We start from the raw sequence: 14,375 nt of genomic DNA, 5'->3' as shown, positions 1-14,375 counted from the left end.
ACCGTCAGAAACCCTGCTTCTAAAACCCCTGTGCGAGCCGGTGGTACGCCTGGTTCCAGCGCAACCGGTCCGCGAACGACTCCGTCGTCGTCGCGTGATCGATCACCAGCAGTTCGACGTCGAGCATCGTGGCGAGGTCGCGGATCGCCTCCGTGCCGACGGCCCGGGTGAGCACCGTGTGGTGCGGGCCGCCCGCGGTGATCCAGGCTTCGGCGGACGTCGTCAGCGAGGGCGCCGGCTTCCACACCGCTCGGGCGACCGGCAGGTTCGGCAGCGGCTCGTCCGGCGCGACGACCTCGACCTCGTTGGCCACCAGGCGGAACCGGTCACCGAGGTCGGCCATGCCGATCACCACGGCGGTACCGGGGGCGGCGTCGAACACCAGCCGGACCGGGTCCTCTCGGCCGCCGATGCCGAGTGGGTGGATCTCGCACGACGGACGTGCCGCGGCGATGCTCGGGCAGACCTCGAGCATGTGCGCGCCGAGGATCTTCGGTTCGCCGGGACCGAAATGGTAGGTGTAATCCTCCATGAAGGACGTTCCGAGTTCGGCGTCGCGGCCCATCGCCTTCACCGCGGTCAGCAGCGCGGACGTCTTCCAGTCCCCTTCACCGCCGAAGCCGTAGCCGTCGGCCATCAGGCGTTGCACGGCGAGCCCCGGGAGCTGGCGCAGGCCACCGAGGTCCTCGAAGTTCGTGGTGAACGCGCCGAACCCGCCGCGGGTGAGGAACGCGCGGAGACCGTGCTCGATCCGGGCCGCGTACCTCAGCGATTCGTGCCGTCCGCCGCCCTTGGCCAGGTCCGGTGCGAGCGTGTACGTGTCCGCGTACTCCTCGGCCAGCGCGTCCACCTCGTCGTCCGGCGCCGCGTCGACCAGGGCGACGAGGTCGTTGACGCCGTAGGTGTTCACCGAGACACCGAACTTGAGTTCGGCCTCGACCTTGTCCCCGTCGGTGACCGCGACGTCGCGCATGTTGTCGCCGAACCGCGCGAGTTCGAGCGAGCCGAGCGTCTGGCGCCCGACGGCGGCGCGGATCCACGCGTCGATCCGGGTCGCCACCGCCGGATCCGCCGCGTGCCCTGCGATCGTCTTGCGGGCCACCCCGAGCCGGGTCTGGATGTAGCCGAACTCGCGGTCCCCGTGCGCGGACTGGTTGAGGTTCATGAAGTCCATGTCGATGGACCGCCACGGCAGTGCCTCGTTCAGCTGGGTATGCAGATGCAGCAACGGTTTCCGCAGCGCGTCCAGCCCGGTGATCCACATCTTGGCGGGCGAGAACGTGTGCATCCACGCGATGACGCCGACACACGCGTCGTCCGCGTTCGCTTCGAGCATCACCCGCCGGATCGCCGACGGCTCGGTGAGCACCGGTTTCGCGACGATCTCCGCCGAGATCCGGCCGGTGTCGGCGAGCATCCGCTGGATCTGCAACGACTGGCCCGCGACCTGCTCCAGGGTCTCTTCGCCGTAGAGCGCCTGGCTCCCGGTGAGGAACCAGACCTCGGTCTTCCGCTGCGTGCTCACTTCTCTCCCTGTTGCCCGTAGACGTTCTGGTAGCGCGCGTGGAGCCGGTCGATGTCCTGTTCGGACAGTGGCTCCGGTTTCCCGAGCGCGGAGGCGATGTGGACGGTCCTGGCGACGTCTTCGACCATCACCGCGGCCTTGACCGCGTCCCTGGCGGTCCGGCCGACGGTGAACGGCCCGTGGTTGCGCATCAGGACGGCGGGTGACCGGCTGGACCGGAGTGTCTCGACGATGCCGCGGCCGATCGAGTCGTCCCCGATCAGCGCGAACGGCCCGACCGGGATCTCCCCGCCGAACTCGTCGGCGATCATCGTGAGCACGCAAGGGATCGCCTCCCCGCGTGCCGCCCACGCGGTGGCGTAGGTCGAATGCGTGTGGACGACGCCGCCGACCTCCGGCAGATGCCGGTAGACGTAGGCGTGCGCGGCGGTGTCCGAAGACGGTGCGAAGTCACCGTGGACGACCTCGCCGTACAGGTCCGTGACGACCATCGTGTCGGCGCTCAGCGCGTCGTAGGACACCCCGGACGGCTTGATCACCATCAGGTCGTGGCCGGGCACGCGAGCCGACACGTTGCCCGCGGTCCAGATCACCAGCTCGTACCTCGTCAGCTCGGCGTGCAGCCGGGCGACGGTGTCCCGCAGCTCTTCGAAGGTGTCCGTGATCTCCACGGCGAGGCTCATCGGTGCTGTCCTTTCCGGACGGAACGACGGCGGGCGGCGAGGCGGTGCATGACGTCGTTGGCGCCGCGGCCGAAGTAGTCGTGCAGGACGGCGTACTCGGTGTACAGCTCGTCGTAGGCCTTGACGTTCTCCGCGATCGGCAGGTGGACGGCCCGGCGGACCGAACCCATCGCAGCCGCCGCCGTGGGCACGTCCGGATGCGCTCCCGCGGCGACGGCGGCGTGGATCGCCGATCCGAGCGCGGGACTCTGCGCGGAGCCGGCCACCGAGAGCGGCAGATTCGTGACGTCGGCGTAGATCTGCATCAGCAGGGGGTTCTTGACCAGGCCACCGGCGACGATCAGCTCCGTGACCGGGACACCCGCCCGTTCGAAGGTCTCGACGATCATCCTGGTGCCGAACGCGGTCGCTTCCAGGAGCGCCCGGTAGGTGTCCTCGGCGCGGGTCGCGAGCGTCTGCCCGACGACGACGCCGGACAGCTCGTGGTCGACCAGCACCGAACGGTTGCCGCTGTGCCAGTCCAGCGCGACGAGACCGTGCTCGCCGATCTCCTGCATGGCCGCGAGCCGGGTGAGCAGTTCGTGGACGGACATCCCCGCCTCACGGGCGTCGTCCACATAGGACGCCGGGACGCCGTGCTCGACGAACCACGCGAAGATGTCGCCGACGCCGCTTTGACCCGCCTCGTAGCCCCATTGCCCGGAGACGATCCCGCCGTCGACGACGCCGCACATCCCCGGGACCTCGCGCAGTTCGGCGCCGTTCATCACGTGACAGGTGGAGGTGCCCATGATCGCGACCATCTGCCCCGGGGCCACGGCTTGGACGGCCGACGCGGTGACGTGCGCGTCCACGTTCCCGACGGCGACCGCGATCCCCTCGCGCAGACCGGTCCATTCGGCGGCCTGGGCGTTCAGAGTTCCCGCCTTGGCGCCGAGGGCCCCCAGCGGATGCGCGAGCTTCTCGTCCACAAAGGATCCGAAGCCGGGTGCCAGCGCCTCCAGGAAGCCCACGCCCGGATACCGGCCGTCCTGGAGGATTCCCTTGTACCCGGCGGTGCAGGCGTTGCGGACATAGGTCCCGGTGAGCTGCCAGACGATCCAGTCGGCGAGCTCGACCCAGTGCCGCATCCGCGCGTACACCTCGGGCGCCTCCTCGAAGACTTCCAGCGCCTTGGCGAACTCCCACTCCGAGGAGATCAGCCCGCCGTAGCGCGGCAGCCAGGACTCCTCGCGTTCCCGTGCCAGTGCGTTGATCCGGTCCGCCTGCGGCTGCGCGGAATGGTGCCGCCACAACTTCGCGTAGGCGTGCGGTTCGGCCGCGAACTCGGGCAGGTCGCACAGCGGAGTGCCTTCGGCGGTCGTCGGCACCATGGTGCAGGCGGTGAAGTCGGTTCCGATGCCGATCACGTCGGCGGGATCGACCCCGGCCGCGCGGATCGCTTCCGGCACGGCGGTGCGGAGGACGTCGACGTAGTCCGACGGCATCTGCAGCGCCCAGTCCGGCGGCAAGCCCCGGCCGGTCGACGGCAGGATCCCGTCGATCACCCCGTGGCAGTACTCCGAAACCGCGCTGCCCAGTTCCGCGCCGTCACGGATCCGGACCACGACGGCCCGGCCGGACAGCGTCCCGAAGTCGACGCCGACGACCAGCGGCTCCCCTGTACTCACTTCTTCTCCCGAACTGTTAGCGTTAACATTCCGCTGTGAGGCACCTTGCCGAGCCAGCGCCGGTCCTACGAAATGCCGGTGCTCTCCCGCACGATCAACTCGGGGACCACCAGGTCACGGGCACGTTCCTCACCGCCGTTCATCCGGCGGCGGAGCAGGTCGAACGTGCGCCTGCCGACTTCGACGAAGTCCTGGCGCACCGTCGTGAGCGGCGGCGTGTAGTAGGCCGCCTCCGGCACGTCGTCGAATCCGACGACACGCATCTCCCCCGGCACGTTCACCCCGGCCTCGGTGCAGGCGCGGAGAAACCCGAGGGCCATCTGGTCGTTGGCCATGAACACCGCGTCCAGCCCCTTTTCGCCGACGAGGGACCGCCCCGCCGCGTACCCGGAACGCGCACTCCAGTCGCCCCGGACGACCGGCGGGATCCGCGCGCCGTGCCGCTGCAGGGTCTCCCGCCAGCCACGCTCGCGGTCGAGCGCCTCCAGCCAGTCTTCGGGTCCGGCCACGTGCCAGACGGTCTCGTGCCCGAGCCCGAGAAGGTGCTCGGTGGCCCGGCGCGCGCCGTCGTACTGGTCGACCGAGATCACCGGCACCGGCGCCTGTTCCCCGCCGCCGACCGCGACGAGCGGCACGTCGCTGGGCGCCGCCTCCAGCGCCCGGCCCGCGGTGACGTGCGGCGCGATCACGACGATGCCCTCGACCGCCTGGCGCCGCAGACGCTCCACCGCGTCGGCGATGGACGACCGGCCGGGACGACTGATGCTGGTTATGGTCGTCGCGTAGCCGGCCTCGCGGGCGGCGTGCTCGATCCCGCTCAGGGTGCTGGCCGGTCCGTAGAGATTGGCCTCCAGCGCGACCACGCCGAGTGTGCCGGAACGGCCGGTGACCAGCGCGCGGGCGACCGAGTTCGGCCTGTAGTCCAGTTGCTCGATGGCGGCGTTCACGCGGACCCGGGTCTCGGCGCGGACCGGCCCGGTGCCGTTGATGACCCGGGAGACCGTCATGTGCGAAACACCCGCGAGCGCGGCCACGTCGGTGAGACTGGCCTGCTTGCCCTCGGTGGTCTCGCGCGCCATCGCGTGTCTCCCCCTGCCGGTACCGTGTGACGAGTGCCGCAAGTGTTAGCGATAACACGAGCCGGGTCAAGCGCTCCCCGAGTCACAGTCGGGTCACGGACACCCGGATCAGCTGGAGGCGCGATGCGTGAGCGAGACCGGCAAGATCCGTTGGCGTGGCTTGAGTTCTTGATCGTCCATCAGGGCGAGCAGCGTCTCGACCATCGCATGGACCTGCTCCCGCGGGTCCTGGTGGACCGACGTCAGCGGCGGGTCCATCTCCGGTGCCAGCGTCGCGTTGTCGTCGAAGCTGACGACGGCGACGTCCGACGGGATCCGCCGTCCGGCCGAATGCAGGGTGCGGAGCGCGCCGAGGGCCATCATGTCGCTGGCCACGAAGACGGCGTCGAGATCGGGGCGCCGCGCGAGCAGGCTCGACATCGCCTTCGCCCCGCCGGTCAGGGTGAAGTCGGCCTCCTCGACCAGGTCCGCCGGGTCGAGCCCGGCGTCGAGCAGCGTCTTGCGCCAGCCCGAAAGCCGGTCGATCGCCGCGCTCTGGTCCTGCGGGCCCGCGATCGTCGCGATCCGGCGATGCCCCGCTCCGACCAGATGCGCGACGGCCAGCTTCGCGCCGCCCTCGTTGTCGAAGTCGACCACGTGGACACCGCGTTTGAGCCCGGCCGCCTGCCCGCCGTACACCACCGGGATCCTCAACTGCCGCAACGCCTTGGGCAACGGGTCGGTCCGGTGCGGCGCGAACACCAGCACACCGTCGACGTGCCCGCCGTCCAGGAACCGCACCGTGCGGTCGAGATCCTCGCGGGTGTCGCTGAAGATCAAGACCATCTGACAGCCGATGTCGGCCAGCTCGCGGTACCCCGCCCGCATGACCGCGGTGCGGTACGGGTCGTCGAGCAGCCGCGCTTCCGGCTCCGACAGCACGACCGCGACCGCCCCGGTCCGCTTGGTCACCAGCGACCGGGCCGCCTGGTTCGGCGAGTAGCCGAGCTCCTTGGCCGCGGCCAGCACCCTCTCCTTGGAACGTGCGCTGACGTAGCCGTCGTCGTTCAGCGCCCGGGACGCCGTCGACCGGCTGACCCCGGCGGACGCGGCGACGTCTTCCAGCGTCGGCCGGCCGTCATCCCCTGGTCGAGGCCCCACCCGCGTCACCTTCACCTTTCAGCGTCATCCGGACACCCCCAGCTTAGTGTCCGGCGGCCGGGAACACTGAGAGCGCTCCCTCGATGGAAACACTCTCATTACAAGCCCTTGACACGATCTCGTCCGGGGGGACAAACTCTGCGCATTCCTGGGAGCGCTCCCAGTTCTCCTTCACCCCATCAGCAAGGGACAAAGACGTGAGAACCATCCGGAACGGCCTGGTGCTGGCACTGGGTATCACGATGACGGCGTTCGGCCTGGCGGCGTGCGGAGGTGACGACGGCGGGGCTCCCGCCGCGTCGGACCCGAACGCGAAGGTCGAGCTGTCGCTGGCGACGTTCACCGAGTTCGGCTACGAGGAGCTCATCCCCGAATACGAACGGCTGCACCCGAACATCAAGATCACCCACCGCAAGACCGGCCAGGGCGGCCCGTACCACCAGGACCTGATCACGAAACTGGCGGCGGGTTCCGGCCTCGCCGACGTCACCGCCGTCGAAGAGGGCCATCTGTCGAACGTCCTCGACAAGGGCTCGAAGTTCAACGACCTGCCCAAGATCGGCCCGGCGGACGCCTCCCCTGACCGCTGGCTCGGTTGGAAGTACGACGCGGCGAAGACCAAGGACGGCAAGGTCATCGGTTACGGGACCGACATCGGCCCGCTCGCCATGTGCTACCGCAAGGACATGCTCGCCGCAGCCGGTCTGCCGACCGACCCCGAGGCGGTCAAGCCACTGTTCGCGACCTGGGACAGCTACTTCGCCGCGGGCGACCAGTACGTCTCCAAGAGCGGCGGGAAGGCGTGGTTCGACTCGGCGGCACAGAACTTCAACGCCATGGTCAACCAGCTCCCGACCGGATACCTCGGCACCGACGACAAACTGGCGCTGGAAGGGAACCAGGGCATCAAGGACGCCTGGACCAAGGTGACCGGCGCCGTCTCGAAAGGACAGTCGGCCAAGCTGACCGCGTTCAGCAACGAATGGAACTCCGGGTTCAAGCAGGGCGCGTTCGCCACCAAGGTGTGCCCCGCGTGGATGCTCGGCGTGATCGAGGAGCACTCCGGACCGGAGAACGCCGGCAAGTGGGCGGTCACCGCGGCCTTCCCCGGCGGTGGCGGGAACTGGGGCGGTTCGTACCTGACCGTGCCCACGCAGTCCAAACACCCGAAGGAGGCGGCCGAACTCGCCGCCTGGCTGACCGCGCCCGGGCAGCAGATCAAGGCGTTCCAGGCGAAGGGCACGTTCCCCAGCCAGGTCAAGGCGCTGGAAGACCCGGCGCTGTTGGGCGAGACCGACGCCTACTTCGGTGGCGCCAAGATCGGCCAGCTGTTCGCGGAGCAGGCCAAGAAGGTCGCCAAGCCGCAGTACAAGGGCCCGGGCGACGGCCAGATCCAGGAGAACGCGTCGAGCCCGGCACTGCAGGCCGTCGAACAGGGCAAGTCGGCCGACGAGGGCTGGACGCAACTGCTCGACGCCGCGAAGAAGATCACGCGCTGACCGATGACCGTCGTCGACAAGATCGCGCCGGAAGGGAGGGAGGCCGGGGTGCGCACGTCGCCCCGGCCGACCCTCCGGCACCGGCTGAGCCGGTGGGACGTCAAAGTCTCGCCGTACCTCTACATCGCCCCGTTCTTCCTCGTGTTCGGGATCGTCGGGTTGTTCCCGCTGCTCTATACGGCGTACGTGTCGCTGTTCAGCTGGGAGGCCGGTGACGACGCCCCGGACTTCATCGGGCTGGACAACTTCAAGGAACTGTTCGCCGACACGCAGTTCTGGAACGCGCTCGAGAACACCGTCAGCATCTTCCTGCTCTCCAGCGTTCCCCAGCTGATCATCGCGGTGCTCCTGGCCGCGTTGCTCAGCGCCAGGCTGCGCGGGGCGACCGGCTGGCGCGTCGGCGTCCTGCTCCCCTACGCCGCCAGTCTCGTCGCGCTCGGGATCATCTTCGCGAGCCTGTTCGGGCCGAAGTACGGCCTGGTCAACGGGCTGCTGCAGACCATCGGCCTCGACCCGGTCGACTGGCAGGCAGGCCGGTTCAGCAGCCATGCCGCGATCGCGATCATGGTGAACTGGCGCTGGACCGGGTACAACGCGCTGATCGTCCTCGCGGCGATGCAGGCCATTCCCAAGGAACTGCACGAAGCCGCCCTCATCGACGGCGCGGGTGCGGTACGCCGGTTCTTCAGCATCACGCTGCCACTGCTGAAACCGACGCTGGTCTTCGTCACGATCACCTCGACGATCGGCGGGCTGCAGATCTTCACCGAGCCCAAGCTGTTCGACGCCATGCCCGGATCGAACAACGGCGGCTCGTCCAACCAGTTCCAGACCGTGACGCTGTACCTGTACCAAACGGCCTTCGAGAACTACGAACTCGGCTACGCCTCGACGATCGCGTGGGTGCTGTTCCTGATCATCGTGCTGATCGCGCTGGTGAACTTCTTCCTCACCGGCAGGCTCGCCCGGACTCCGGCGGTGAAGAAGAAATGACCGTGCTCACCAGCAGTGTCAAGCGGAGTGTCTCGGCGCTCGGCAAGCCACGCCGGGCGACCTACGTCGTGCTCACGATCTTCGTGCTGGGCTCGCTCTTCCCGTTCTACTGGTCGTTCCTGGTGGCCAGCCGGGACAGCGGGATGCTCACCGAGCGGGTCCCGCCCTTCCTGCCCGGCGGGAACTTCTTCGCCAACGCGGCCCGGGTGTTCGACACGGTGCCGTTCTGGAAGGCGCTCGCGAACAGCCTGATCGTGTCCGGCACGGTCACCCTCACCACCGTGTTGTTCTCGTCGCTGGCCGGGTTCGCGTTCGCCAAACTGCGGTTCCGCGGCCGGAACGGGTTGTTCGTGTTCATCGTGATCACGCTCGCCGTCCCGACCCAGCTCGGCATCATCCCGCTGTTCATGGCGATGTCGGAGTTCGGCTGGGCGGGCGGGCTGCAGTCGGTGATCGTGCCGAACCTGGTGACCGCTTTCGGTGTCTTCTGGATGCGTCAGTACACAGTGGACGCGGTGCCGTACGAACTGATCGAGGCGGCCCGGGTCGACGGCTGCAGCATGATCCGGATCTTCTGGAACGTCTGCCTGCCCGCGGTCCGCCCGGCGGCGGCGATCCTGGCGATGTTCACGTTCATGACGTCGTGGAACGACTTCCTCTGGCCGCTCGTGGTGCTGGACGCCGGCAACCCCACCGTCCAGCTGGCACTGGAGAAGCTGCAGAGCGGTTACTACGTCGACTACTCGCTGGTGCTGGCCGGGACCACCCTGGCCACCATCCCGATCCTCATCGTCTTCCTCCTCCTCGGCCGCCAGATCGTGGCCGGGATCATGCAAGGTGCCGTGAAAGGGTGACCATGTCCGCTCATCCCGACAGTGTCCGGGCGAAGACCGCGCTGCTGTTCCCGCCCGGATTCGTGTGGGGCGCCGCCACCGCGGCCTTCCAGGTCGAAGGGGCCACGGCCGCCGACGGGCGCACCGACTCGATCTGGGACGTCTTCGCCCGCCGCCCCGGCGCCGTCGTCGGCGGCGACACCGGTGAACCGGGGGCCGATCACTACCACCGGTATGCCGAAGACGTCGACCTGATGCGGCGGCTCGGGCTCGGCGCGTACCGGTTCTCCCTGTCGTGGCCGCGGATCCGGCCCGACGGTGGCGAGCCGAATCCGCACGGGCTCGCGTTCTACGACCGGCTCGTCGACAGGCTTCTCGAAGCGGGGATCCAGCCCTGGGCAACGCTGTATCACTGGGATCTCCCGCAGGTACTGGAAGACGGGGGCGGCTGGGCCTCGCGCGAGACCGCGTTCCGGTTCGCCGAGTACGCCGAAACGATCGTGGCGCGGCTGGGCGACAGGGTGGCGAACTGGTCCACCCTGAACGAGCCGTGGTGTGCCGCGATGCTGGGCTACGCGAGCGGGATCCATGCTCCCGGGCGACGCGAACCTCGCGCCGCCGTCGCCGCCGCGCACCATCTCCTGCTGGGTCACGGGCTCGCGATGGACGTCCTGCGGCGGCACGCCCCGGCGGCGTCCTCGGGGATCACGCTGAACCTGTACCCGGTGTCGACGGCCGATCCTTCGTCCACTGTGGACATCGAAGCCGCCCGCCGGGTCGACGGCCTGCAGAACCGGCTCTTCCTGGATCCGGTGCTGCGGGGCTCCTACCCCGCCGATCTGGTGGCCGACCTGGCCCCGCTCGGGTTCGAGGAGCTGGTGCGCGAGGGCGATCTGGCCACGATCGCGGCGCCGATCGACTGGCTGGGCATCAACTACTACCGCGGTTACCAGGTCTCGGGCACCCCCAGACCCGGCAGCGAACCGGCGGGCCCCGACTGGCTCGGCGTCCCCGACGTCCATTTCGTCCCCGACGAAGCGGCGCCGCGCACCGACTCGGGCTGGGAGGTGCAGCCCTCGCGACTCACCGAGTGTCTACTGCAGGTGCATCGAGACTACCGGCAGATCCCGTTGTACATCACCGAAAACGGCGCGTCCTATCCGGACGCGCTGATCGGCGGGGACATCGTGGACACCGACCGGATCGCCTTCCTCGACTCGCATCTGCGCGCCGCGTACGAGGCGATCGAGGCGGGCGTCGACCTGCGCGGGTACTTCTACTGGTCGCTGCTCGACAACTTCGAGTGGGCCGAGGGGTACGCCAAGCGCTTCGGCCTCGTGCACGTCGACTACGCGACCCAGCGTCGGACGCCGAAGCGAAGCGCGCTCTGGTACGCGCGGGCGATCAGCCTCAACGGGCTGGGCTGAGGGCCGCCGGTCGGAGCCCGGGCGGGCTCCGACCGGTTTTGTTATGGTGGAGGCGCAGCTGATCAACGAGCATGGAGACCAGACGTGGCAGGTGAAGACGACATCTCCGGGTGAGCCGGAGTTGCCAGGCCACCGGCGCTGACGCCGATGTGGCCATTTCGTCGTTCCCTCAAAGCCACGTCCACCGCGGTGCTGCTTCGACGCGCCCGCTGTCCTTCACGAGGTCATTTCCATGTCAGACGCCTTCGTCGTCGTGTCCGCGCTGTCCTTCACCTGGCCTGATGACACCCCTGTCTTCGACGACCTGTCCTTCACCGTGCCCGGGGGCCGCACCGGCCTCGTCGCGCCCAACGGGGCGGGCAAGAGCACGCTCCTCAAACTGATCGCCGGCGAGCTGCGGCCGGTCTCCGGATCCGTCTCCGCCCAGGGAATCCTCGGCTACCTGCCGCAGACGTTGCCGCTCACCGCCGACCTGGACGTCGCCGAAGTGCTGGGTATCGCCCCGCAGCTCGCGGCCCTGAGCGCCATCGAGTCCGGCGACGCGAGTGAGGAGCACTTCACCACCATCGGCAACGACTGGGACATCGAGGAACGCACCCGCGCCCAGCTCGACAGGCTCGGCCTCGACGGCATCTCGCTGGACCGGAGCCTGCGCACGCTGAGCGGCGGGCAGATCATCTCCCTCGGCCTGGCGGCGCAATTGCTGAAACGGCCCGACATCCTGCTGCTGGACGAACCGACCAACAACCTCGACCTCGACGCCCGCCGCAAGCTCTACGGCGTCCTCGAAGACTGGTCGGGCTGTCTGCTGCTGGTGAGTCACGACCGGGAACTGCTCGACCGGATGGACCGCATCGCCGAACTCGACCGCGGCGATGTCCGGTACCACGGCGGGAACTTCACCCAGTACGAAGCGGCGGTCAAGGCCGAGCAAGAGGTCGCCGAACGCAACGTCCGCAGCGCAGAACAGCAGGTCAAACGCGAGAAGCGGGAGATGCAGCAGGCCAGAGAACGCGCCGACCGTCGAGCGGGCAACGCGGCCCGCAACCTCGGCAACGCCGGCCTGCCGAAGATCTTCGCCGGGACCATGAAACGCAACGCCCAGGAATCCGCGGGCAAGGCGAACGAGACGCACGCCGCGCGGGTCAGCGATGCGAAGAACCGTCTCGACGAGGCCGAGCGTTCCCTTCGCGACGATCAGAAGATCTCGCTGATCCTTCCGGGTACCAATGTCCCGGCCGGGCGCACGATGTTCCACGGCGAGCACCTCCAAGTCCGGTACGACGGCCGGGACGTCTTCGCGGGCGACGGGGTCGACCTGACGATCCGCGGCCCCGAACGGATCGCGCTGACCGGCGGCAACGGCACCGGCAAGTCGACCCTCCTGCGGGTGCTCAACGGAGACCTGGAGCCCGACGGCGGTGTCCTGAAGCGTGCCGAGGGCCGGATCGCTTACCTGTCGCAACGACTGGACCTGCTGGACCTGGACCGGACCATCGCCGAGAACTTCGCGGTGTTCGCCCCCGCTCTCCCCGAGTCGCAACGGATGACGCTGCTGGCCCGATTCCTGTTCCGGGGCGCGCGAAGCCAGCTCCCCGTCGGCGTGCTTTCCGGCGGCGAACGGCTGCGAGCCACCCTGGCCTGCGTCCTGTTCGCCGAACCCGCACCTCAGCTGCTTTTGCTGGACGAGCCGACGAACAATCTCGACCTGGTCAGCGTCGGGCAGTTGGAGAGCGCGCTCGGGGCGTATCAGGGGGCTTTCGTGGTCGTGAGTCACGACGAGCGGTTCCTGACCGAGATCAAGGTGAATCGGCGGGTTCGGTTGGCCGATGGGGCTCTTGTGGAGTCTTGACGGGGTTTCTTTGGGTCGGGTTGGTCGTGAGTGGCGATTCGGGTTAGAACCCTCTTCGCCACTCACGACCCACTTCGGCCTTCGGTCACTACTCATTGACATTCCCTCAATGACAGATATCACCCGTCAGTGGTGAATGCACGGATTGCTCGTTGCTTAAAATTATGAACACTTGTTCGACAGGTTTGCGGTATTATGGAGAGGTGTCCGAGACCTTTGTTCCCGAGTTGCCGCAGGAGTTGTGGCGCGCTGGCAAGTTGGAGCTTGCCCATGGCGTGCAGCAGTTCTTGCAGGTGATGCGGGTCGCTTCCGCCGGTTTGGGGCGGTATTTGGCGGAGATTGATTCTCGTGGCGCGAAAGACTTATACGGTTATGGGACGACGTTGGCGTGGTTCGCCGATGTCGCCGGACTGAGCCAGGGCGAGGCGCGGCCATACGTGAATCGCGCAATCGACCTGAACCCCACACGGGCCCTAGACGGCACCGAGATCCCGGCCTTCGCACCGGCGACCGCTGTTGCGGCGGCGGACGGCGCGATCGGCGAGGAACGGATCAAGCAGATCGTGGAGATCCTGCGGAAGATCCCCGCCGAGATATCGGTGGAGGATCGGGAGCACGCGGAGACAACCCTCGCCGACCTCGCCCGGAAGGCCGGACCCCAGCAGATATCGGACCTCGGGGACCAACTGCTGGGCTGGCTCGACCCCGACGGCAAAGAACCCAAAGACCCCGAACCGAAGCAGCCTCGTCGCGAGCTGACCTTGGAACGCCGCAAAGACGGCTACTGGAAACTGAATGGTCTGTTGGATGACGAGTCCGGTGCGCGGACCGCGGCTGCTCTTGAGGCGTATGTGAAGCCGCGGCCGGTGGATGAGTTCGGCCAAGCCGACCTGCGCACCAAGGCCGAACGCCAGGGCGACGCCTGGTCCGAGCTACTTGATCTGGCGATCGCGTGCCCGGACCAGCCCGGGACCAGCGGCTACCGCACCCTGATCCACGTCACCATCGGCCTCGACGAACTGAAAACCGGCCTGGGCACGGCGTGCGTGGACTTCGTCGGAACCATGACCGCCCGCGAGGCGCGGATGGCGGCCTGCGACTGCCTCATGTTGCCGGTGGTGATGAACGCCGCGGGTGAGCCGCTGGACGTGGGACGGCTGAGACGATTCGTCACCCCCGGCCAACGCCGGGCCCTCAACATCCGTGACGGGGGCTGCGCGTTCCCCGGGTGTCATCGCAAGCCGAAGAACTGCCACGCCCACCACATCCACCACTGGGCAGACGGCGGACCGACAGATCTCAGGAACTTGGTGCTGCTGTGCGGCTTCCACCATCGATTGATCCACCACGGTGATTGGGAAGTCCGCATGGCGGCCGACGGGTTACCGGAGTTCATCCCGCCCCAGTATTTAGATCCGTTAAGAAGATCCCGGCGTAATACCCGTGTGTGACCCGAGGAGCCCGCCAGCCACACCGGCGACGGGCCCCTCGCCATGCCCAAACCCCGGGGCGCCCGGCCGAGGTCGCCATTCAGTGCCCGACGCACCGCTTTCCCGCACTCGACCCAGCTCAGCCACCCACCGCCAGGGTCAAGTACCGATTCGGGTTCAGGGCCAACAGCGCCGCGTACCCACGGCGGGCGAATCAAGACCACGGGTACGTGAAGGCCCCCTT

The 14,375-nt window shown here is 68.2% G+C and carries 11 protein-coding genes; 6 read left to right on the top strand and 5 right to left on the bottom strand.

What is annotated here, in order from left to right; all coding sequences use genetic code 11:
* Window positions 1-19 precede the first annotated feature (19 nt).
* The 5 genes from araA to ACLJRM_RS20955 all read right to left on the bottom strand — a co-directional run bounded on the left by araA (window position 20) and on the right by ACLJRM_RS20955 (window position 6,112).
* The gene (gene araA, locus ACLJRM_RS20975) at window positions 20-1,525 is read right to left on the bottom strand and encodes an L-arabinose isomerase (RefSeq protein WP_410664028.1); all 1,506 of its coding nucleotides are present in this window, start codon (window positions 1,523-1,525) and stop codon (window positions 20-22) included.
* Window positions 1,522-2,208: an L-ribulose-5-phosphate 4-epimerase gene (locus ACLJRM_RS20970; protein WP_101607452.1), complete on the bottom strand. Its 687-nt coding sequence runs from the start codon at window positions 2,206-2,208 to the stop codon at window positions 1,522-1,524. Before ACLJRM_RS20970 ends, araA begins: the two co-directional genes overlap by 4 nt.
* Window positions 2,205-3,878: a ribulokinase gene (araB, locus tag ACLJRM_RS20965; protein WP_101607451.1), complete on the bottom strand. Its 1,674-nt coding sequence runs from the start codon at window positions 3,876-3,878 to the stop codon at window positions 2,205-2,207. The genes ACLJRM_RS20970 and araB overlap by 4 nt, the downstream gene beginning before the upstream one ends.
* Before the next feature lie 65 nt (window positions 3,879-3,943).
* Complete coding sequence (locus ACLJRM_RS20960) at window positions 3,944-4,957, bottom strand: LacI family DNA-binding transcriptional regulator (protein WP_101607450.1); 1,014 nt, start codon at window positions 4,955-4,957, stop codon at window positions 3,944-3,946.
* A 108-nt stretch (window positions 4,958-5,065) separates the two neighbouring features.
* Entirely contained in the window at window positions 5,066-6,112 is a 1,047-nt protein-coding gene (locus tag ACLJRM_RS20955) for a LacI family DNA-binding transcriptional regulator (RefSeq protein ID WP_174720407.1), read from the bottom strand.
* 182 nt (window positions 6,113-6,294) lie between these two features.
* Here ACLJRM_RS20955 and ACLJRM_RS20950 point away from each other — a divergent pair, with 182 nt between their 5' ends.
* The 6 genes from ACLJRM_RS20950 (at window position 6,295) to ACLJRM_RS20925 (ending at window position 14,152) form a co-directional block, all read left to right on the top strand.
* The gene (locus tag ACLJRM_RS20950; RefSeq protein WP_101607449.1) at window positions 6,295-7,596 is read left to right on the top strand and encodes an ABC transporter substrate-binding protein; all 1,302 of its coding nucleotides are present in this window, start codon (window positions 6,295-6,297) and stop codon (window positions 7,594-7,596) included.
* A 3-nt stretch (window positions 7,597-7,599) separates the two neighbouring features.
* Window positions 7,600-8,589 carry a carbohydrate ABC transporter permease gene (locus tag ACLJRM_RS20945; RefSeq protein ID WP_410664027.1) on the top strand — a complete coding sequence of 330 codons (990 nt, stop codon included), beginning with the start codon at window positions 7,600-7,602 and terminating at the stop codon, window positions 8,587-8,589.
* Complete coding sequence (locus ACLJRM_RS20940; RefSeq protein ID WP_101607447.1) at window positions 8,586-9,443, top strand: carbohydrate ABC transporter permease; 858 nt, start codon at window positions 8,586-8,588, stop codon at window positions 9,441-9,443. Before ACLJRM_RS20945 ends, ACLJRM_RS20940 begins: the two co-directional genes overlap by 4 nt.
* Window positions 9,440-10,849, top strand: coding sequence for a GH1 family beta-glucosidase (locus ACLJRM_RS20935; protein ID WP_168214307.1), 1,410 nt, complete (start codon window positions 9,440-9,442; stop codon window positions 10,847-10,849). The genes ACLJRM_RS20940 and ACLJRM_RS20935 overlap by 4 nt, the downstream gene beginning before the upstream one ends.
* A gap of 232 nt (window positions 10,850-11,081) precedes the next feature.
* Window positions 11,082-12,701, top strand: coding sequence for a ribosomal protection-like ABC-F family protein (gene abc-f, locus ACLJRM_RS20930; RefSeq protein ID WP_101607446.1), 1,620 nt, complete (start codon window positions 11,082-11,084; stop codon window positions 12,699-12,701).
* Window positions 12,702-12,904: 203 nt separating this feature from the next.
* Window positions 12,905-14,152 carry a DUF222 domain-containing protein gene (locus tag ACLJRM_RS20925; protein WP_410664026.1) on the top strand — a complete coding sequence of 416 codons (1,248 nt, stop codon included), beginning with the start codon at window positions 12,905-12,907 and terminating at the stop codon, window positions 14,150-14,152.
* Window positions 14,153-14,375: the final 223 nt, after the last annotated feature.

The organism is Amycolatopsis sp. lyj-84 (assembly GCF_046549075.1).
In the GTDB taxonomy this organism is placed as follows: Bacteria; Actinomycetota; Actinomycetes; order Mycobacteriales; family Pseudonocardiaceae; genus Amycolatopsis.
The sequence above is the reverse complement of the archived record's forward strand: the minus strand, read 5'-3'. Positions and strand labels throughout refer to the sequence as shown.